This is a genomic window from Marinomonas aquimarina, assembly GCF_900089755.1.
In the GTDB taxonomy this organism is placed as follows: Bacteria; Pseudomonadota; Gammaproteobacteria; order Pseudomonadales; family Marinomonadaceae; genus Marinomonas; species Marinomonas aquimarina.
Map to the genome: position 1 here is coordinate 99,202 of NZ_FLOC01000011.1, position 20,229 is coordinate 119,430.

General features: G+C 48.1%; 18 protein-coding genes. 3 read left to right on the forward strand and 15 right to left on the reverse strand.

Annotation, left to right across the window (positions count from 1 at the left end):
- Positions 1 to 37: 37 nt before the first annotated feature.
- The 10 genes from MAQ5080_RS10460 to gorA all read right to left on the reverse strand — a co-directional run bounded on the left by MAQ5080_RS10460 (position 38) and on the right by gorA (position 13,113).
- A complete protein-coding gene (locus MAQ5080_RS10460; RefSeq protein WP_067209683.1) occupies positions 38 to 1,090 on the reverse strand; it encodes an aldo/keto reductase in 1,053 nt (350 codons plus the stop codon).
- A 106-nt stretch (positions 1,091 to 1,196) separates the two neighbouring features.
- On the reverse strand, positions 1,197 to 2,258 hold the full coding sequence (locus MAQ5080_RS10465; protein WP_231870819.1) for a cytochrome-c peroxidase: 1,062 nt from the start codon (positions 2,256 to 2,258) through the stop codon (positions 1,197 to 1,199).
- 238 nt (positions 2,259 to 2,496) lie between these two features.
- A complete protein-coding gene (minE, locus tag MAQ5080_RS10470; RefSeq protein ID WP_067209689.1) occupies positions 2,497 to 2,754 on the reverse strand; it encodes a cell division topological specificity factor MinE in 258 nt (85 codons plus the stop codon).
- 1 nt (position 2,755) lies between these two features.
- Complete coding sequence (minD, locus tag MAQ5080_RS10475; protein ID WP_067209691.1) at positions 2,756 to 3,565, reverse strand: septum site-determining protein MinD; 810 nt, start codon at positions 3,563 to 3,565, stop codon at positions 2,756 to 2,758.
- A gap of 44 nt (positions 3,566 to 3,609) precedes the next feature.
- The gene (minC, locus tag MAQ5080_RS10480; RefSeq protein ID WP_067209694.1) at positions 3,610 to 4,332 is read right to left on the reverse strand and encodes a septum site-determining protein MinC; all 723 of its coding nucleotides are present in this window, start codon (positions 4,330 to 4,332) and stop codon (positions 3,610 to 3,612) included.
- A gap of 270 nt (positions 4,333 to 4,602) precedes the next feature.
- On the reverse strand, positions 4,603 to 8,268 hold the full coding sequence (locus MAQ5080_RS10485) for an AAA family ATPase (protein ID WP_067209697.1): 3,666 nt from the start codon (positions 8,266 to 8,268) through the stop codon (positions 4,603 to 4,605).
- Positions 8,265 to 9,458, reverse strand: a complete 1,194-nt coding sequence (locus MAQ5080_RS10490; protein ID WP_067209700.1) for an exonuclease SbcCD subunit D C-terminal domain-containing protein — start codon at positions 9,456 to 9,458, stop codon at positions 8,265 to 8,267. The genes MAQ5080_RS10485 and MAQ5080_RS10490 overlap by 4 nt, the downstream gene beginning before the upstream one ends.
- Entirely contained in the window at positions 9,458 to 10,198 is a 741-nt protein-coding gene (locus tag MAQ5080_RS10495) for a 2Fe-2S iron-sulfur cluster binding domain-containing protein (protein WP_067209703.1), read from the reverse strand. The genes MAQ5080_RS10490 and MAQ5080_RS10495 overlap by 1 nt, the downstream gene beginning before the upstream one ends.
- Complete coding sequence (locus MAQ5080_RS10500) at positions 10,191 to 11,684, reverse strand: aminoacyl-histidine dipeptidase (RefSeq protein ID WP_067209705.1); 1,494 nt, start codon at positions 11,682 to 11,684, stop codon at positions 10,191 to 10,193. The genes MAQ5080_RS10495 and MAQ5080_RS10500 overlap by 8 nt, the downstream gene beginning before the upstream one ends.
- A gap of 70 nt (positions 11,685 to 11,754) precedes the next feature.
- Positions 11,755 to 13,113, reverse strand: coding sequence for a glutathione-disulfide reductase (gene gorA, locus MAQ5080_RS10505; protein ID WP_067209709.1), 1,359 nt, complete (start codon positions 13,111 to 13,113; stop codon positions 11,755 to 11,757).
- A gap of 172 nt (positions 13,114 to 13,285) precedes the next feature.
- On the opposite strand from gorA, the gene xthA reads away from it, so the two are divergent.
- Positions 13,286 to 14,098 (forward strand): exodeoxyribonuclease III, encoded by an 813-nt coding sequence (gene xthA / locus MAQ5080_RS10510; protein ID WP_067209712.1) that lies wholly within the window; start codon positions 13,286 to 13,288, stop codon positions 14,096 to 14,098.
- A gap of 178 nt (positions 14,099 to 14,276) precedes the next feature.
- Entirely contained in the window at positions 14,277 to 14,582 is a 306-nt protein-coding gene (locus MAQ5080_RS10515; RefSeq protein ID WP_067209715.1) for an ArsR/SmtB family transcription factor, read from the forward strand.
- A gap of 13 nt (positions 14,583 to 14,595) precedes the next feature.
- Here MAQ5080_RS10515 and MAQ5080_RS10520 read toward each other — a convergent pair whose 3' ends face one another.
- The 5 genes from MAQ5080_RS10520 to MAQ5080_RS10540 form a co-directional block, all read right to left on the reverse strand.
- On the reverse strand, positions 14,596 to 15,285 hold the full coding sequence (locus tag MAQ5080_RS10520; RefSeq protein WP_067209718.1) for an alpha/beta fold hydrolase: 690 nt from the start codon (positions 15,283 to 15,285) through the stop codon (positions 14,596 to 14,598).
- Complete coding sequence (locus tag MAQ5080_RS10525) at positions 15,285 to 16,127, reverse strand: DNA ligase (RefSeq protein ID WP_067209721.1); 843 nt, start codon at positions 16,125 to 16,127, stop codon at positions 15,285 to 15,287. The genes MAQ5080_RS10520 and MAQ5080_RS10525 overlap by 1 nt, the downstream gene beginning before the upstream one ends.
- A 98-nt stretch (positions 16,128 to 16,225) precedes the next feature.
- Positions 16,226 to 18,145, reverse strand: coding sequence for a molecular chaperone HtpG (htpG, locus tag MAQ5080_RS10530; RefSeq protein ID WP_067209724.1), 1,920 nt, complete (start codon positions 18,143 to 18,145; stop codon positions 16,226 to 16,228).
- Between the two features lie 99 nt (positions 18,146 to 18,244).
- A complete protein-coding gene (locus MAQ5080_RS10535; RefSeq protein WP_067209727.1) occupies positions 18,245 to 18,946 on the reverse strand; it encodes an O-methyltransferase in 702 nt (233 codons plus the stop codon).
- A complete protein-coding gene (locus tag MAQ5080_RS10540; RefSeq protein ID WP_067209730.1) occupies positions 18,936 to 19,667 on the reverse strand; it encodes a DUF599 domain-containing protein in 732 nt (243 codons plus the stop codon). Before MAQ5080_RS10540 ends, MAQ5080_RS10535 begins: the two co-directional genes overlap by 11 nt.
- A gap of 241 nt (positions 19,668 to 19,908) precedes the next feature.
- On the opposite strand from MAQ5080_RS10540, the gene MAQ5080_RS10545 reads away from it, so the two are divergent.
- Positions 19,909 to 20,196, forward strand: coding sequence for a hypothetical protein (locus tag MAQ5080_RS10545; RefSeq protein ID WP_067209734.1), 288 nt, complete (start codon positions 19,909 to 19,911; stop codon positions 20,194 to 20,196).
- Positions 20,197 to 20,229: the final 33 nt, after the last annotated feature.

Sequence of the window (20,229 nt, forward strand, 5' to 3'; positions counted from 1 at the left end):
GGTTTTTTTATGCTTATCTAGTGCAGCAAAGTAACACTTAGTAAGGTACAGGATACTGCTTAAAGATTGCCGCAATATCAGCCTGCAACGAGTCATTTAACCCCATATCAAAGGCTTTCATATCTTCTTTTAGCTGAGACATTTTGGTGGCACCAATAATCGTCGATGTCACGCCATCCAATTGATCCACCCAAGCCAATGCCATTTGCGACGCCGTCAAGCCATACGACTCAGCAAGCTCTTTGTAAGCCTTGATCGCCGCATTTGAAGCGCCTGTATCACGGAATAAGCCATTGCGCTGAGCAAAGCTCCAACGACTACCCTCAGGACGAGCACCATCTATGTATTTACCGGATAAGGCACCAGCCGCCAATGGTGACCATGGCAAATACGCCACATCTTCGCGCACACAGCTTTCAATCAGATAGGGCCAATCTTTGGCATGCAATAAACTAAACTCGTTTTGAATCGACGCCACCCGTGGTAAGTCGTGCTTATCACTTAAACGAAGGTATTCGTTAATTCCCCAAGGCGTTTCATTTGACAGACCAAAGTGCTTAATTTTGCCCGCTTTGACGCATTCACCTAAAGCCTGCAAAATTTCCAGCATTTGCTTAGATTGCTCTTGGCTATCCACATTTGAAAAATTTAAGCGCCCCGGCCAATGCTTAGCAAAATGCGGCGAGGTACGATTGGGCCAGTGAATTTGATACAAGTCGATGTAATCGGTTTGCAGGCGCTCTAAAGAAGCTTCTATCGATGCAACGATTGCCTCACCGGTAACATCGCCACCATCACGCACCCAAGACAAACCATTACCAGCAATTTTTGTGGCCAGCACTATCTCTTCACGACGCTGCCCATTGCGCGACAACCAATCACCAATGATGGCTTCCGTTTTACCGTAAGTCTCAGGTGTTGGCGGCACGGCGTACATTTCTGCGGTGTCAATAAAGTTCACACCCTGATCTAGAGCAAACGCCATTTGTTCGTCGGCATCTTTTTGGCTATTTTGCTTACCCCAAGTCATGGTACCCAGACAGACTCTTGATACTTCTATACCAGTTCGACCTAACTGACTGTATTTCATGAACTGCGTTCCCTCTTAAGTTTTCGATTAACTCTTAAAATGTAATGGCTAGACAACCAGCTTGTCTAGCCATGGATAGGGAAACAATATGAAGGCAGGAGACTTATTAGGGCTGCTCTAGTAGAGGCTCGTAACGCTGGTCCGTTAGGGTTTTTAAAAAGGCAACCAAGGCGTCCACACGCTGATCATTCAATGCTGGCGCTTGAGTCAAGGTGAGCGTATCAAGATTTTCCGCTACCTCTGGCTCACCCCAAGCTTTACCGGTCTCAGGATTCAAGGTACGCATGGGATTATTGTATTGGTCATAGAATAGAATCACAGTACGTAAGTCCTGAAAGGCACCGTTATGCATATAGGGCCCTGTTACCGCCACATTACGCAAGGTAGGCACTCTAAATTTGCCTCGCTCTGCCGGGTCCACCACCTTGGGATTGTCATACAACCCCTCATCCAGACTGCTCAACGCCAGATCTGGGTTCACAGGCACACCAATGTTGCGGTATTCATAGTTGGTAAAGGTTTCACGGGAGAAGAACGGCGATGGATTCAACTGGTGACAAGAATTACAGTTGGTAAACTGCTGTGAGAAAAACAGCGTTCTACCCAACTCTTCTTCAGCGGTGAAGCGCTCTTCTCCGCGCATCACACGGTCGTACTTAGAATCAAACGCTAAAAACAACTCAGTCTGTTCAAAATACGCAATCGCATCCGTCACCGCACGAAACGCCCGCGCTTTATCAGCAAAGATTTTCGCACCGTAGACCTGTTTGAACTGCTGCATGTAGACCGGATTCTCCATCACACGATCCACCACTGCGGACTCACTGGGCATTTGCATTTCGACTGGGTTGGTAAAGGGTCCGGCCGCTTGCTGTGCTAAATCATTGGCTCGGCCATCTAGGAATTGACCACCACGAAAGACACCGTATTTGGTCCGGTGAAATGGCGGCGTTAGCGCGGCATAAGCTGCTGAAGGCGCATTGCGCTCACCCACTGAAATACTGTCACTACCCAATGAAACGGCGCCATTGAATGCATCTTGACGGACATCCGTAAAGGCTCGGGAAATATCATGACAACTGGCACAAGACTGATTGCGGTCAGCGGAAAGGTTGGGATCAAAAAACAGCTGACTGCCCAGCTTTGCCTTAGGATGATCCAAGGACACAGGCAAATCAACAGCGGCTGTTGGTTTGGCCCTATCTATATTTGAAACTTGTGTTGCTGGCTGACAACCGAGCAACAAAAATGCGGATGCTGATATCAATGAAACTAGATACTTCATAGGTCTACCACTCATAAAGAAGGCGACATGATACTAGCTAAACAATTAATTATGGAAGCGAGAATAATTGCTAATCGCAAAAAGAAGCCACTTAAATCAAACAATTTAAGTGGCTAGCAGGTTAGCTCTTTTCAGGAATGGTCACATTCAATTCAAGTACCGAACAGTCATCGGTATTTTCTAATTGAATTTGTACGTCATCGCTCTCAATCTGAACGTACTTGCGAATCACGGCAATGATTTCCTGTTGCATTTGCTCTAGGTAATCAGGTTGAGTTCGACGGCTACGCTCATGGGCAACAATGATCTGCAAGCGATCTTTTGCTACGGACGCCGAACTTGGTTCACTTTTACTTTTGAAATAATCAAAAATTCCCACGTTAGCCTCCTAATAATCGCTTGAAAAAACCTTTCTTTTGCACATCGGTAAAGCGCAATGGACGCTGCTCACCGAGCAGACGTTCTACCGCGTCGGCATATGCCTGACCCGCTACTGCCTGTGTATCAAGGATAACCGGTGTACCCTGGTTTGACGCTTTCAATACCGCCTCAGACTCAGGAATCACGCCCAATAGTGGGATCGCTAAGATTTCCTCAACGTCTGCCACACTTAGCATTTCACCTTCAGATACACGTTCTGGGTTATAACGTGTCACCAACAAATGCTCTTCAATCGGCGACAGACCTTGTTCAGCACGACGACTCTTGCTTTGTAGGATGCCAAGAATACGATCCGAGTCGCGCACAGAAGACACTTCTGGGTTTGTCGTGACGATGGCTACATCGGCAAAGTACAGTGCCATTTGTGCACCTCTCTCGATGCCGGCCGGCGAATCACAGACAATGTATTCAAAGTCCTTTGATAATTCATTCAGTACTTCTTCCACACCTTCCGGCGTCAAGGCATCCTTATCGCGTGTTTGCGACGCTGGCAGGATGTACAAATCTTTAGTACGTTTGTCTTTAATCAAGGCCTGTGACAAAGTCGCTTCTTTATTGATCACGTTGACGAAGTCGTACACCACACGACGCTCACAGCCCATGATCAAGTCCAAGTTACGCAAGCCCACATCGAAGTCGATCAGAACTGTCTTGTGACCCTTCATTGCCAAACCAGTACCAATTGCAGCACTGGATGTTGTTTTACCCACCCCACCTTTACCTGAGGTTACGACGATAATCTTAGCCAACTATATATCCCCCGAAACTTAATACTTTTAGCCGTTGCCCTAACCTATAGTGAGGCGATTTCCAATGTTTCATCCACTAATAGCACTTGCGCGGCATCTTTCCAAATGATTTTTTGCAGAGCGTCACTGAGCATAAAATTACCAGCAATGGCAACCAGCTCCGCTTCCATGTTTTTACAAAATATACGCGCCGAAGTATCACCTTTTACTCCCGCTAGCGCCCGGCCTCGAAGGGCCCCATAAATGTGAATATTACCTTCCGCTAACACCTCTGCACCAGCACTGACTTGCGACAACACCACCAAATCACCTGATGAATAGATCTGCTGTCCTGAACGAACCGGTTTAGTAATCATTTTGGTTGGTTGAGAGACTTCACGCTCTTCGACCACCGTCTTAATCACGACATGGGGGTCCTTTGCCGGAGCAGGCGTTTCACTCTTGATATTGATTTGACGACTATTGGCGTTTGGCAACAATGGTAATTGGCAATCTTGACGCCAAGCAGGAATCGCATCGTCCGCGGCGCGCCAGCCAATGACGGCCAAGCCTAATTCTCGGCAGAGGCTGATCAAGCCTTGAAATTGCGCCAACGAAAGCGAACATTGACTGATGTCGATAATTAGAGGCGCTTGATTAAAAAACTGAGGAACCTGAGCAATCTTTTCCTTTAGCCCCAACTCAATCTGCTCCAGATTTGGGGATTTGACCTCCAATAACACGGTGGTCACTACACTCCCTTTGAGGCGAAAGTCATTATCTGACATCTAAAGAATTTCCTTAATTAAATCAAAGCTGTAGCGCTTATAAATACAATACTTTACGCAATACGCTATTTTAACAACATACGACTAGAAATGAAGCAATTCTATGCAAACAAATCACAAACTGTCATGACATTGTGCCCTAACAGTGCACTTGTGCGCAATTTGAACCAAGATTATAACCAACTGATTTTAATGTTATTTTACGGCTTATTTACAAGGTTTTACTATCATTTCTGGGGAAAAGTCATGCCCAACAATGGCCCATCTTTTTTATCCCCGAAACGCACTGGCCAGCGTCGACACCCCAAGGCCAGCATGCTTACTGACCTGCAATTGCACTGGAATGCGCTCTTTAAGCGCTTCCACGTGGCTGATCACGCCAATGGTTTTTCCGCTACTGTTCAAACGATCCAAGGCATCCAGTGCAACATCTAGGGTTTCACTGTCTAACGTACCAAAACCCTCATCCAAGAATAACGAATCAATAGAGGTTTTATGTGACACCAGTTCCGACAAGGATACCGCCAATGCCAAGCTGACCAAGAAAGACTCGCCACCTGAAAGGGTTTTCGTATCACGAGTAATATCCCCCTGCCAGCGATCAATGACCTCTAAAAACAACCCCTCACCTCTTTGACGCTGTAGTTGATAGCGACCATGCAAAGTATCTAAATGTCGATTTGCCAGCCACACCAAATGATCAAGCGTCACACTTTGGGCATAACGTCTAAAGCGCGCCCCGTCGGCAGAGCCGATCAAGCCATTCAAATCATCCAACCATTCAAACGCTGCTTTTTGCTCAGCAATCTGTCGCAACATGGCTTCGTTTGCTTCGCGTTTACTCTGCTCTGCGGCCATACGCTCTGCTATTTGCCCCAACTCAAGCAGCAAGGCTTGCTGATTCTCCTTTAAATTAGTTAAGCGATCCGCCAACTCTTGCCTATTCGCAAAGGCTTCAATGTCAGGTAATTGCGCATAAGCTTCCTGATGCGCGGCCACATCTGCCTTAGTTTGAGTGACCAAGGTTTGGCTTTGCTGCAGGGCATGCTCAGCCGCCTGTTTCTGCTGCTCTAAACGTGACTGCTCCGCTTGCGACAACAACACCGCTTGCCAATCCTCGACACTGGCTAAGCCCTGCAGCAAGAGCGCATTGCGCCACCCGTCCTGCATTGACTCAAGCGCTTGTTGCGCCTGTTTTAATTGCAGCGCCAATTGCTCTAAACGCGTATGCAACTGAGCCATAACAAGCTTGTGCTCAGAGTGACGCGCAAGAATCGCTTCTTTGTCCTGGCGCGCCTGCTCAGTCGCTTGGCTAAGGCGCTGACGACACTGCTGCACCGTCTCCCCCTTGAGGCCTGCTTGATATGCCTGCTGTAACTCATTCAATTGGCGGGTTAGCTGATGATGCTGAGCCTGTTCTGACTCTAGCTGCACGGTTAGGCCATGCGCTTTCTCGCTCAGTTGCGCAAGGTGCCATGAGCACTCGGAGATGGTTTGCTCAAGCTTTTGCGTCTGTTGTTGAGCGGCGTGCCAAGCATTCAGCGCCTGTTCAATCACAGACAGATCTTGGGGGACATTTGCCAGTAATGTCTGGTCCGCCACCAACTCAGCAATCGATTGCACCAAGGTTTCAGATACGCTTTTCTGCTCAGTGACCAGTTGCCCTGCCTGAGCTTCATGATCCAATAGTTTTTGCGCCATTTGCTGCAATTGTTGCGCTATCTGCTGACACAACGCTTCTTTCTTATGGAGCGTCTGTGCCAACTGAGATAATTGCTCTGACAACGTCCGACGCTGTTCCTCAATATCCTGATAATAGCGATTGGCTTGTTTGTAATGCTCAATCTTATGATTTAACGCCAGTAACGCTTGTTGGCAGTGCTCGATATCAAAATCTGCTTGCGCCAAGGCGGGATAACGTTCTGCTAAGGCCACTATTTCCGCATCATTGGCGTTTAGGTTAGGCTGCATGGCCTCTAGGCGCCCCGTGATTTGCGCCATGTCTTGCAAGTTGGCTTGCAGCGCTTGCTGCCTTTGTCCCTGCTCGGCGATACAGGCATTTAAACGCTGTGTTAGCTCTTGGTCTTGCTCGACGCTCTCCACAAGGCCTAAGTCGTGCTCTTTTGCACCACACAAGGGGCAGGGACAGCCGGCTTCTAGCTGCTGACGCTCCTGCTCTAAAATGGCAATACGTTGCTGTAAGCTGATTCGCTGTTGAATGTCTTCAATTTGCTGCACCAAACACTGCAACGATTGCTCCATGCCAGACTTATCCGTTGCCAACTGCTGCAGCCTTGCTTGCCATTCGGCTTGCTGTGCCAAGTGACTAGCCTTAGATGACAGCAGTTGCTGATAACGCTCCGCGGCCTGCAGTTGCCCCTGTTGCTGAACTTGCTGCTCAGAAAGAGACTCAAGCTCGTCTAACCAAGCTTGATAGGATTTACCTTGGACTAAGCGTTCAAGCTCGGCCTGCTTAGTCGCTAGTTGCTGTTCGAAGTCCAGCTTGCGCTCTTGCAACTGTGACAAGGCCTCTGACTCCAGCTGCAGTTGTGCGGCGGCCTTACTGTGCTGCAGCTGAACCTGCTGCGTAGCATGATCTAACTCACGTTGCTGACGCTCAAGACTGACCAAGGTTTGCGATTGCAACTGCCACTTTTCTCGCAAAGACAGTGCTTTTGCGCCGTCTTTCCAACGAGCCAAGGCCGCCTCATGGTCCAGACGCTCTGTTTCAGCCTGAGCCTTTTGCAGCTCAAAGCGCTGCTGGTCATGAGCCAGCTGTGCCTGAGCCGTTTGACTGGCTTCAAGGCGCGTATTGGCTTCGCTGATACGATGACCTAGAGTGGCCATTTGCTCTTCCAGAGGTAGCCACTTATCAACAGCCTCCTGCTCAAAAGCGTGTTGTTGCGCTTTTTGTTGGTTCAGCGCCGTATCCGCTTGCGATACTTGCGCCTCGATGTTCGTCATCTGCTCAGCGGCATCAGAGCCCTCCTGCTGAAGCGCTGTTTCTTGCTGCTGTAAGGCTTGAAGTGTTTGTTGAGCACTTTGCCATTGGCGGTATTCTGGCTCTATGCGCTGTGCCTCTATAGATCGCTGCAGGCGCTGGTTGTCAGGCTCAATCGCTACTAGATGTTCGCTTGCCTGCTCTGCTTGATGTTGCTGCAGTGTCAGCTTTTGCGCCAAGCGCTCAGACTGCTGATGCCAATCAAACACACTTTGCACTGCTTGTACGTTTCGTTCTAACACTTGCTGTCGTTGTTGCGCGCTGGACTTTTGCGCCTGCAATGATTGCCACGCGTCTTCATCCATTAGCTTATGGCTGGCTTGTACTGCTTCAAGTTGCTTAATGTGCGCTTTTTGCTCACGATGTTTTTCAAACACACGACGGGAAATGTCCGCGTACACTTCCGTGCCCGTCAACTCCTCTAGCAACTCCGCACGCTCATCGGTTTTAGCATTTAAAAAGGCAGCAAAGCCCCCCTGCGCCAACATCATAGAACGAGTAAAACGGGCAAAATCGAGCCCCGTTATGTCCGCGATCTGGGTTTGTTTCTGGGCCACTTTGTCAGCTAGCACCCTACCATCATCCAGGCTTAAGCTGCATTGAATCGGCTGCAGGTTACCGTCTGCTTTATTACGTGCACGCTTTTGCTCCCAAGAGGAAACATAACGCTTTCCTTTTACCTCAAACACCACCTCTGCCGAGCAATAGCCGGTATGTCGTGTCATAACATCATTGGCGGATTGGGAAACATTGACCCTGGGCGTTTGGTGGTAAAGCGCCAAACAAATGGCATCAAGCAAGGTGGATTTACCCGCCCCAGTGGGCCCTGTGATAGCAAAAATTCCTGTATCCTTAAATGGCTCGACTTCAAAGTCGATAAACCACTTGCCTTTCAGGGAATTGAGGTTTTCAAAGCGCAATGAACAGATCTTCACGGCTGATCCTCCTGATCATTCACTATGCTGTTAAAGAGTTGCTTCAAGGTGCTGGCACGAGATGCTTCGATTTCTTTTTCCATTAACAAACGATCAAACACTTCTTCGGGAGTGATGTCTTCTAAGGTGGAGGTTTCACCACCGCCATCAAACAGGCCGGCCGCCTTACGCGTACGCTGCACTTTCACGACTTCGATGTTGCGCCCCTCACACAGTTCAGCAAGCTTTTCTTGGAAAGGCCCTAAATTAATGTCTTCGCTAACCGTAATATCCAGCCAAATCGCTAAATTTTGCTCATCATCTAGTGCTTCGATCTGCTTAAGCAATTCATTGCGGGACCCAGTGAGCGCCATTAACTGACGAAATGCAGGAATGGCAATACGCTCTACTTGTCGCGCCTCAGTGTCATACACACACACCGTTTTAGGGCTGTTCGCTTCATCGAAACTCATCGCCATCGGCGAGCCCGAATAACGCCACAGGGAATTGCCCCCCACTGGCATAGGTTTATGAATATGTCCCAAGGCAAGATAGTCAAACGGAGGTAATAAACTCGGGGGCAACGATTCTAGACTGCCGACGTAAATGTCGCGCACCGACTCTGTCTTTTCACCGCCCACCATCGTTAAGTGCCCGGTACCAATGATGGGCACATCGCCCGCCATAGACTGAGCACAGTCATACTGTTGTTGGTAATAGCGCTGAATTTGTTCCGCCAACTGCAGCTGTTTATCAGAGCCGGATTGCCCTACTTCGTAGCGCACCATATCGCGCGCGCGCAAAAATGGGATGGCACACACAAGCGCTGCTAACTGCCCCTGCTCATCGACTAATCGCACTACCGCCTGCTCGGCCTCGTCCCAAGCAGGCTGCGTCACAACATAGGTGTTCAGTGTCGCTAACAGGTTTTTACTTTCATTTAGCACACTGACGGAGTCGTGATTACCAGCCACCACGATCAATTGGCAATTCAACTTATTTAGCTGCAGCACACAGTCGTGATACAGCTCTCGCGCATAACTTGGCGGAGTCGAAGTATCGAACACATCCCCAGCCAAAATGACCGCACCAATCTGCTGCTCTGTGACTGTTGTGGCTAACCAATTGATAAAAAGTCGATGCTCTTCTAAACGACTTTTCCCCATAAAACTCTGGCCTAAATGCCAGTCGGAGGTGTGTAAAATCTTCATTAATTTGAGTGTGTCATAAAGGTAAATTCGGCCACGCGGCAACGGCTGTCGCTGAGCCACTGCTCAAGCTCATCTAAAGCCGCTGGCTGATCATTCAAAACAAGAGCCTTATCAAAGCGCTGAAACGATAACGCGGTCGGCTTGCTGCTCATATCAATCACGCAAGTCACAATGCTTTGCTCAAACCCGGCTTGGCGCATCAATGCCTGAAAGTCCTGCGCCAACACCTGATTGTGCGCTGAATACAACAGCAAATGAGAAGCGGATATGTCTAATTGAGCGCGCTGTGCACCTTGCTCAATGCGCACCTCGGCCAACTGTTCAACGAAGCGTGTGGGGAAATAAAACGTCAGTAAGTCCCCTGTTGTACTGCAGCTAACCGAGCGCCCAATTTGCTCATCCAGCTGCCAACGAAACACAGCGCCAAGCGGTAAACTCAAGGAACAATGGGCGGCTACCTTGCACCATTGATCTGACAGTGGTGTCACCTCATAGCGATCAAGAGCAATAGTAAAACGCTCGGCGGGTTTACTGAGTAACGTAAGAGAGTGCTGTACACTTTGCTGGCAAGCCAATAATGCCTCACCTTGGGGTTGATAAAGCTTACAGCTACCGCAAGCACCTGCCAAACAGCTGTGTGGCACCAAGGCCCCCTGACGCAGTAAAGCAGATAATAAATTGTCGCCTAGGCTGACAGGATAAATTTGACCATCCAGACTGACACTACAGGTTTCACTCATGTGGGCTCTCGCACTGCAGAGTTTTTGGGGTCTGCGCCAACAAGGTCACAAGAATTTGCCAAAACTCGGCGACCGAGCTGATTTGCAAACGCTCAGACGGTGAGTGAGCACCACGAATATTGGGGCCAAAGGAGACCATTTCCATACCAGGGTATTTTGCACCGATAATGCCGCATTCTAGCCCTGCGTGTATCACCTTAACGCTTGGGGCAAAGCCCATAACTTGCTGATGTACGCTATTAAAGTGCTGCAATAAATTAGAATTAGGTTCCGGCTTCCAGCCTGGATAGCCATTTTCGAGTAACACCTCACAGCCAATCAGTTCAAACGGTGCACTGGCAACAGCGGCTAGAAATTGGGTTTGGCTGTCCACCAAAGAGCGCACCAACAAACACCCCGAGAACGCCATGGAGTCATTGTCATCCTGTAGTTGTATCACGCCGAGGTTACAGGAAGTCTCCACCACCCCCTCTAACGTTGGCGACATGCGGTGCACACCATTAGGGGCACACATTAACGCTTGTAGCAGCTGTGCTTGCGCGCTGCTTGTTAGGTGTGCTGCCTTGGCAGCGGGCTCTATTTTCAGCACTAGGTTTGGATCAGTATCGGCAAATTCGCTGGCAATAATCTGCCCTTGTTGATACAGCCAAGCTTCAACCAAAGCTTGATCCGAGGTGGCAATCTGTAAGGTGGCAGTCGCGTCTCGGGCAATGGCATTGCGTAATGTGCCACCTATCAACTCAGAAACACCAAACGCCACGTGTGACTGCAATTGCTGCAGCAGTCGTACTAATAACACATTGGCATTGGCTCGGCCTTTGTGGATATCCAACCCTGAGTGACCGCCTTTTAGCCCCATGATGCTGACACGCAGAGCCGTCTCGAATTCACTATTCAGTTCAGAGGCAAAACGCTGACTAACATTGATGTCGATACCACCCGCACAGCCAATGTACACATCACCGCGATCCTCAGAGTCTAGGTTGAGTAAACGTTTGCCTTGTAAAATACCCTGTTGCAATTGGCTCGCGCCACGCAGACTGGTTTCTTCTTCAATGGTAAACAGCGCTTCTAACGGACCGTGAGCAAGCTCTTGGCTTTCTAATACCGCAAGAATCGCCGCCACACCAATGCCATTATCTGCGCCTAAAGTGGTCCCTTTAGCATGCACCCAACCATCTTGCTCAAACGTCTCAATAGGATCCGTCTCAAAGTTATGAGCAGAGTCAGACTCTTTCTGTGCCACCATATCTAGGTGACCCTGAAGGACCACGGTTTCACGGTCTTCCATACCGGCACTGGCCGCTTTATAGATAATCAGGTTACCAGCCGGATCCACATAAGGCGTCATCCCCAATTGCTGAGCCCAATTGAACAAGTAATCGCGCAGCGCTTGCTCATGAAAAGATGGGCGCGGAATGTCACACAAGACGCGAAACTGTTGCCAAATCGCCATGGGCGTTAGGGACTCTAACCATTGGTTCATACTGTTTACTTCTCCCAAAAAATAAGCCGCTTAATCGAACATTAAGCGGCTTATAGACTGTATGACTTGCTTAGCGCTTTTTCAACGATCCCGCCGAAAAGGTCACAAACTCTTCCGCACTGGTTGGGTGTACCCCCACGGTACTATCAAAATGCGCCTTGGTGGCACCAGCCTTTAGCGCGATTCCCAAACCTTGAATGATTTCACCCGCGTAATCCCCCACCATGTGGGCGCCTAACACCCTATCCGTGGCACGATCCACAATCAGCTTCATAAAGGTACGCTCTTGGGCCCCCGAAAGTGTATGTTTCATGGCACGGAAGTCAGTCTGATAGACATCGATATCCAAGCCGCGCTGATCCGCTTCTTGCTCAGACAACCCCACCGTACCAATCGGCGGCTGAGAGAACACGGCGGTCGGAATGTTATCGTAGTCAAAGTTCGGCTCGACGCCGTCAAACCAGTAACCAATCAGCGCCATGGCTTCTTTAATAGCAACAGGCGTCAATTGCACTCGATCGGTCACATCACCAATGGCGTATACAGACTCAACACTGCTCTGGTAACGGTCATTGACCACAATAGCACCGTTCTTCGTTGTTTCGATGCCAACCTGTTGCAAGTTCAATGCGCCAGTGTTTGGCACACGTCCGGTGGCGTACAGAACTTCGTCAAACATCAACACACGACCATCTTTTAAGGTCACTTGTTTCTGACCATCAACGGATTCGATCTTTTCAACATCGCTGTTTAGTTCAACGTTGACACCGGCACGAGCATATTCGTTGCTGGCAAAGTCACGCACATCCTCATCAAAGCCGCGTAGCAGTTTATCGCCACGATACATAAGCGTCGTTTCGACCCCAAGACCCTGACAGATACCGGCGAACTCCACTGCGATATAACCACCACCGACGACCAGAATGGACTTTGGTAGTTCTTCTAAATAGAACATATCATCCGACACCAGCACCAAATCATTACCTGGAAACTCTGGTACAAATGGTTTGGCACCCACCGCGATCAAAATACGCTCGGCGCTGATCAACTCGTGACCCACTTTGACAGTGTGCGCATCGACCAGCTCACCATAACCTTGATGAATCGTTACGCCAGGGTTCTCTAACAGATTTTTATAGATGCCGTTTAAACGCTCAATCTCTTTGCTTTTGTTGTCTCGCAACGTTGCCCAATCAAAGCTTGGTTTTGCAAATTCCCAACCATAGCCTTTTGCTTGCTCAGCCACGTGACTGTATTCAGACCCATAGACAAACAGTTTTTTCGGCACACAACCAATATTCACACAGGTGCCGCCGAGTGCTTGAAACTCAGCCACGCCTACCTTAAACCCTTTTGAGGCAGCGACACGGCTTGCACGAACACCGCCGGAGCCAGCACCAATCACGAATAAATCATATTGATAGTTCATCACTGTAAAGCCTTTTTCTTTAAATATGCTTTGTCAATTGGGGCCACATCGGATTTTTCAATACAACTTTTTTGAATAACCGTTCTATAAAGTTGAATGTAGATATTGTCAATGCGACATTAATCTGTAACCATTTGTAAAATTTCACAACAGGTCAGGAATAACAATAAACATGAAAGTGGTCTCCTTTAATATCAATGGATTAAGAGCTCGTCCGCATCAGATCGAGGAGCTAGTCAACACCCAACAACCTGATGTCATTGGCCTACAAGAAATCAAAGTTCATGATGATGCCTTTCCCCATGAAATACCTGAATCTGTTGGCTACCACGCCTATTACTTTGGTCAGAAGTCCCATTATGGTGTCGCCATTTTCAGTAAAGCGCCAGCTATTGAAGTGGAATACGGCTTCCCTAACGATGAAGACGATGCTCAACGCCGCATGATCATTGCCACCTTTGCCACGGAAAAAGGCCCATTAAAGGTAATTAATGGCTACTTCCCTCAAGGGGAGAATCGTGACCATGAAACAAAGTTCCCAGCCAAGCGTAAGTTCTACCAGGACTTGATGGCGTACCTAGAAGCTCAGCCAGCGGATGCGCAAATCATCGTGATGGGTGACTTCAACATTTCACCACAAGATTTGGACATTGGCATTGGCCCACAAAATGCGAAACGCTGGCTACGTACCGGCAAATGTAGCTTCTTGCCAGAAGAACGTGAATGGTTTGATCGCCTACTTGGCTGGGGCTTAACGGATACTTACCGCCATCAGCACCCAAATTCACAGGAGCTGTTTAGCTGGTTTGATTATCGCTCAAAGGGCTTTGACGACACACCGAAACGTGGCCTGCGTATTGATGGCATTTTGGCCAGTGCAGCATTGATAGACAGCCTTGAGGAAACAGGCATCGATTACCATATTCGTGGCTTGGAGAAACCGTCTGACCACGCGCCAGTTTGGGCCAAATTCAATCTAAAATAGATGCTTTTTTAACCAAGCAATCTAAACTGAGGGTAGCCTATCGAATAGGTCGTTTTTACGCTAAATACCCCCAGTTTTATCCACAAACGATGTGGATTATTTATTTTCAAAAGAGCATCTGATATAAACTGATATTCATTCTCACTATACTAATAACTAGCAACTCGAACTACACATCATGCCTAAAGAATTAACTATCTCAGAAATGTTAGACCGCGCAAGTGAAGCCTCAGGCTTTCTCAAAGCGTTAAGCAATGAAAATCGCTTAATCATTCTTTGCAACCTACTTCAAGGCGAGTTGTCTGTGGGTTCACTTAACGAGAAAGTGTTGCTTAGCCAATCGGCTCTTTCACAGCATTTAGCTGTGTTGCGCAAAGATGGCCTAGTGGCGACGCGACGCGATTCGCAAACCATTTTTTACTCGATTGCTGACAGTCGCGTCAAAGAACTGATCCAGAAGCTGCACGATCTTTTCTGCGTCTAGCTCGAACGCTCTACTAGACAAAAAAGTTCGCCATCTTATTGGCTACCCATTTTGGTTGCTCAAGCGGTAACATGTGACCGCTTTGAGCAACAACCTTTACCGAGACGTTGCTCAATTGTGCGATTTGCTTGAGTGCGTCACTACTAACAAACTGATCCCCAAGCCCTGCCAAGACTTGCCATGGTCGGCCGCTCTCTTCAATCGCTGCGACGTTATTGCGCCGCTCAAGCGTCGCTTGTAATTGCGCCACAAACACTGCTTCTCCCAAAGCACCGTCCATATCCAAAATAATCTGCAACAGGCGCTCTTGCACAGCATGCTCAGGCAATAGCATCGCCTTTGCTTTCTTCATAGGAATGCCTCGATAGCCTGATTTCAACACCCATTCAAGCGCTTGCTGACGCTGCTGCTTTTCCGTCTCAGGAAGCTCACTGGCACTGTTTGAGAGCACCATCGCGCGCTCAATACGCTCTGGTGCTAGACGAGCAATCTCGCTCACCAGATAGCCACCAAGGGAAAAGCCTAGCAAATTCACTGGGCGGTCGGGCAGTTGTGAGATTATGACCGACACCATCTCTGACAGGTTACTCACCACTGGCAAAGTAACGTGTTTTAAAACAATATGCTTTGGCAAAAAGGGGAACAACTCTTGCCAAAGCAGCTCGGTACACATGGTACCGGGTAAACAATACACTTCGATCATTAAGACTCAGGCTCTCTAAATTGAAAGGGACCTTTGCGCACTCGGACGTAGCTGGCAAAGCGAGGTAACCCAGTCGCCGTTAACCCTTGATAGCGGAAGGTAATATACTCACCCACTTTTGGCGGCTCGGCTCTTTCAGCGTCCGAGAACCCCGTGCCAATTTTAAACTGTCGGCCATTCGCAAGCTCCACCAACAAGGCTCCCAACATACCTTGGTACTTACCTTTACCACTGGCATGGCCTATGACTTTGGCTTCGGCATCTTGATAAGGCTTAAGCTTGAGCAACGCATCACTACGCCCGCCCTTAAGCAAAGCCTCACGATGATGCAGCATTAAGCCTTCACCACCCTGCGCTACCACTTGATCAAGCATGGCATATAGAGCATCGGAATTCGGCAAACGTTGTTGCAACACTGGTTTGAGCGTTGCGCTATCAGTCGCAGCGATCAAATCATGATAGTTGATCGCGCGCTGCTCAAAGGTCTGCTTAAGGTTGGGAGCATCAAACACCATATAGTGGATGGCTTGCCACTGCGCGCTATTTGGCTGCTGGTCTAATACTGTGCGCTGCACATGGTTAAAGCGCCCTCTTCCGGCCCACAGTTCACCATCAAGCCACACCTTTGGCCAACCTGCTGTAAACCAATCTGGTGCGTTAATCGGATGACCTTGACGTGTACTCAGCTGATGACCGTCCCAAATGGCACGAATACCATCCAGCTTTTCACTAACTAAGTAATCGGAAACGTCTTCATCCTCATAGACAGTAGCGAGCTGTACTGTTTGAGCAAAAGCCGTTGACGCGAGCCACAATAGGGCTAGGGAGACGATAATTCGCATAAGACCTCCTTGTCTTTGCTTTGAATTTTCCATCTAAGCGCAACACTTAGACATAAAAAAGCCCAAGCGTTTGGCTTGGGCTTTCGTTGTATAAGTGATTAGTTCGACATTTGAACAATCAGCTTATTCATACGTGAGACAAACGTTGCAGGGTCATCCAGTTGACCACCTTCTGCAAGGGTCGCTTGTTCGTACAATAGCCAAGCCATGTCTGCAAAACGATCTTCATCGGATTCTGCATCCATCTTCTGAACGATTGGGTGATCAGGGTTCACTTCCAATGATGGCTTAGATTCTGGCAATTGTTGACCCGCTTGCTCTAGCAAACGACGCATTTGTAGACCCATATCAAACTCACCTACCACTAGGCATGCTGGCGAGTTCGTTAAACGGTCAGTGCTGTTTACCGACGTCACTTTGTCATCCAGAACAGACTTCATACGATCCAGCAAAGGCTTCATTTGTTCGGCCTTATGCTCTTTCTCTTTCTTCTGCTCTTCAGACTCTTCTACTTCGATGTCTAGCTTGCCCTTAGTGACGTCTTGGAATGACTTACCGTCAAACTCACGCAGTGAAGACATCATCCACTCGTCGATGCGATCGCTTAGTAGCAACACTTCGTAGCCTTTCTTACGTAGCACTTCTAGGTGCGGGCTATTTTTCGCTGTGTTGTGGTTTTCAGCATAGATGTAGTAGATCTTATCTTGACCTTCAGGCATACGCTCAACGTAGTCTTTTAGGGACTCCGTTTGCGCCGCTTTATCCGTGTGCGTGGTACTAAAGCGCAGCAATTCAGCGATTTTGTCTTTGTTACCAAAGTCGTCTGCTGGACCTTCTTTTAGCACGTTACCAAACTCATCCCAGAACTTCTGGTAGGTTTCAGCATCGTTCTTCGCCATTTTCGACAGCATGTCCAAAACACGCTTAGTCAATGCCGAACGCATAGAGTCGACCGCATTGTCATTCTGCAGGATCTCACGTGACACGTTTAGCGATAGATCGTTTGAATCCACTACACCTTTCACGAAACGCATGTATGGCGGTAGGAAAGCTTCAGCATCATCCATAATAAAGACGCGCTGAACGTATAGTTTCAAACCACGCAACATGTCGCGGTTCCAAAGATCCTGTGGCACCTTGGAAGGAATGTAAAGCAGGCTGGTGTATTCCAGCTTACCTTCTACCTTATTATGAGACCACTTCAGTGGCTCTTGGTAATCGTGAGTCACGTGCTTGTAGAACTCTTTGTACTCTTCATCGCTGACTTCGTTGCGAGGACGAGTCCAAAGTGCTTTCGCTGAGTTCACGGCTTCCCAAGTTGGTTCTGCATCACTCACCTCTTTGACATTGCCTTCTTCATCGTACTCAGGCATTGGCACTTTCAGCATTTCTACCGGGATAGAGATGTGATCAGAGTACTTAGACACAAGTGAGCGTAGACGCCAGTTATCAGCGAACTCTTTAGCGTCATCTTTCAGGTGCAACGTGATACGTGTACCGCGTGTTTCTTTATCAATCGCTTCGATGGTGAATTCGCCAGTACCTTCTGACTCCCAACGAACCGCTTCGTCACTGCCAGCACGGCGTGTTTCAACAGTAACCTTGTCAGCCACGATGAAAGCAGAATAGAAGCCGACACCGAATTGACCGATCAACTGGCTGTCTTTCTTCTGATCGCCACTTAGCTGATCTAGGAATTGCGCTGTACCTGACTTAGCAATGGTACCAAGGTGTGAGATCGCTTCGTCACGGCTCATACCAATACCATTGTCATCGATACTAATAGTGCCAGCGTCGGCATTAAAGCCAATGCGTACACGTAGATTTGGATCGTCAGACAATAGATCTGCGTTAGATACCGCCTCGAAACGTAGTTTGTCTACAGCGTCTGATGCGTTTGAGATCAACTCACGTAGAAAGATTTCTTTGTTTGAGTACAAAGAGTGGATCATTAAATGAAGCAGTTGTTTTACTTCAGTCTGAAATCCTAAGGTTTCTTTTTGAGTTTCAGTTGTCATGTTTCCCCATGCTCCTTCGTTACAACACACGCGCAAACGCGCATAACTTGATGATGTTTAACGATATGGAGGCATGGGAAAATAATTCAAGGCAAAAAATTAGCGTTTATGAATAATTGTGAAGCCATCGCCGATTGGCAGCAGGCTAGAATCCACTTCCAAGTCTTGATGCACACGGTCATTCAAGGCTCTAACAATACGTGTGTCTTTGTCATCAAACGCCTCATCCGCGACATTCCCCCACCACAGGGTATTATCAATCACCATACAGCCACCTGGACGCAGCAATTGCTTACCCATGTCATAGTAAGCCAACAAGTTCGCTTTATCGGCATCAACGAAGATGAAGTCAAAAGTACCCGCTTGGTCGACCAGCAGTTCTTCCATTGACGCTTTGGCATCACAACAACGGGTTTCCACTTGATCAGAAAGCCCGGCCATTTCGATGTATTTATTGGCGATATCGAGCCACATTTGCTTTTTATCAAACGCCAGAAGCTTGGCATCTTTGGCCAGTTTTAAGCCCATCGAGATCGTGCTGTAGCCCGTAAAAACTCCGACTTCCAACACTTTCTTCGGGTTTTGCAAGGCGATCAATAGCCCTAAAAACTGCCCCACTTCTGGGGAAAGCGCCATGCGCGCCATATGATACTGCGCGGTCTCGCGACGTAACGCTTCGAGCACCTCTGGCTCATTGACCGAATGTTGGATGAGATATTGATATAAGCGATCATCCACCTGCACGGTTCGGTTAACAGGCGGATTATCATCGGAAACTTGTTTTGGAAAATTAGGAAGCATGGGATTTAATCACCAGTCCTCGACTGAGAGTTTTAAAAGTTTTAGAACGGAATTCACGGCGATACAACACCGCCACCACCATTAGGCTCGCTGCCATACAAAAATAAGGCCCGAGGAACCAAGCAGAGAATGCCATGGCAAAATAGTAGGCACGCAGGCCATAGTTAAATTGGTTAGCCGCCAAACTACACACTTTGGCCATGTGCATGGCGTAAAGCTCGCGCTCACTTTCTTCGATACCTCGTTCGGTCGCAAGCGGTGCACTGCCGACCAACACCGAACAAAAATTGTATTGACGCACTGACCAAGTAAAAGTGAAGAAGGCGTAAACAAAAATCACCACCAGCACAATGATCTTCAACTCCCATTCCGTTTGGGTAGTAGGCGTCAAAAATTCAAAGTCATTGATAATGCTTAAGGCCTGCTCTGAATAGCTCAGAGCCGTGAACAAGCCCGCAATAATCAACAAACTACTGGAAGCAAAAAACAAACTACTGCGCTCTAAGTTGGCCATTACCGAGGCATCGGCAATGCGATTATCGCGACGTAACAGCCGCGACATCCATGCCAAACGAAATTGGTGCAACACGCTCACCAAACAGGTACGGCGCTTAGAATTGTACTGCGCATAAAATGCATAGCCCCACCAGCAACCGAAAAAAGCCAGTAATGTCAGAGAGTTAACCGTATCAAAAATCTGAGAAAGCGGATTGGGTTCCATGATGCGAGCGGCAACCTTAGCAGTGGGATTAAGTAGCTTTGATTATATCTAAATTGAGCCAAATTCCATCCGCTGATTCGGTCTTATTTTTTAAAAGTTTTCATGCAACTCATCACAAAATGAACGATTAATTCAGATTTTGAAATAAATACGGTGAATTCACCAAGCTGAAAATTGACGCTTGTCAAACTTCTAAATTTCAGGCTATTCTGAATTTGTTGCTTAATTACAGGAGCCAAACATGGTTCGTACGTTGCTCATTACATTGCTGATTCCGCTGATTGCTTGCTTTAGCATCAGTGTTAAAGCTGTGGATAGCAACGAAAGCAAGCTAGTTAAACACGGATCACTTGAGTGTGTTTACGAATTACCAAGTGCTGAAGTCGCGCCCGACATTGATCACACAATGTTGCCAAGCGTTCATAATGAACCGATTGAAGCCAATCACAGCAAACTCATCGCCTATGAGGGTTTGCATGCCTCTAAGATCTTTCTGAGTTGGTGTTGTCGGGGACCACCCCAAGCGTAGTTTTTTCCAGTTGTACTTTTAACCTACTGAATT

What these genes read in the sequence shown, in the direction of transcription:
- minC (WP_067209694.1), bottom strand. Translation starts at nt 4,332, where the DNA reads ATGTCAGATAATGACTTTCGCCTCAAAGGGAGTGTAGTGACCACCGTG.
- gorA (WP_067209709.1), bottom strand. Translation starts at nt 13,113, where the DNA reads ATGAACTATCAATATGATTTATTCGTGATTGGTGCTGGCTCCGGCGGT.
- htpG (WP_067209724.1), bottom strand. Translation starts at nt 18,145, where the DNA reads ATGACAACTGAAACTCAAAAAGAAACCTTAGGATTTCAGACTGAAGTA.
- MAQ5080_RS10540 (WP_067209730.1), bottom strand. Translation starts at nt 19,667, where the DNA reads ATGGAACCCAATCCGCTTTCTCAGATTTTTGATACGGTTAACTCTCTG.
- MAQ5080_RS10460 (WP_067209683.1), bottom strand. Translation starts at nt 1,090, where the DNA reads ATGAAATACAGTCAGTTAGGTCGAACTGGTATAGAAGTATCAAGAGTC.
- MAQ5080_RS10515 (WP_067209715.1), top strand. Translation starts at nt 14,277, where the DNA reads ATGCCTAAAGAATTAACTATCTCAGAAATGTTAGACCGCGCAAGTGAA.
- MAQ5080_RS10500 (WP_067209705.1), bottom strand. Translation starts at nt 11,684, where the DNA reads ATGAACCAATGGTTAGAGTCCCTAACGCCCATGGCGATTTGGCAACAG.
- MAQ5080_RS10535 (WP_067209727.1), bottom strand. Translation starts at nt 18,946, where the DNA reads ATGCTTCCTAATTTTCCAAAACAAGTTTCCGATGATAATCCGCCTGTT.
- MAQ5080_RS10545 (WP_067209734.1), top strand. Translation starts at nt 19,909, where the DNA reads ATGGTTCGTACGTTGCTCATTACATTGCTGATTCCGCTGATTGCTTGC.
- MAQ5080_RS10490 (WP_067209700.1), bottom strand. Translation starts at nt 9,458, where the DNA reads ATGAAGATTTTACACACCTCCGACTGGCATTTAGGCCAGAGTTTTATG.
- xthA (WP_067209712.1), top strand. Translation starts at nt 13,286, where the DNA reads ATGAAAGTGGTCTCCTTTAATATCAATGGATTAAGAGCTCGTCCGCAT.
- MAQ5080_RS10525 (WP_067209721.1), bottom strand. Translation starts at nt 16,127, where the DNA reads ATGCGAATTATCGTCTCCCTAGCCCTATTGTGGCTCGCGTCAACGGCT.
- MAQ5080_RS10520 (WP_067209718.1), bottom strand. Translation starts at nt 15,285, where the DNA reads ATGATCGAAGTGTATTGTTTACCCGGTACCATGTGTACCGAGCTGCTT.
- MAQ5080_RS10495 (WP_067209703.1), bottom strand. Translation starts at nt 10,198, where the DNA reads ATGAGTGAAACCTGTAGTGTCAGTCTGGATGGTCAAATTTATCCTGTC.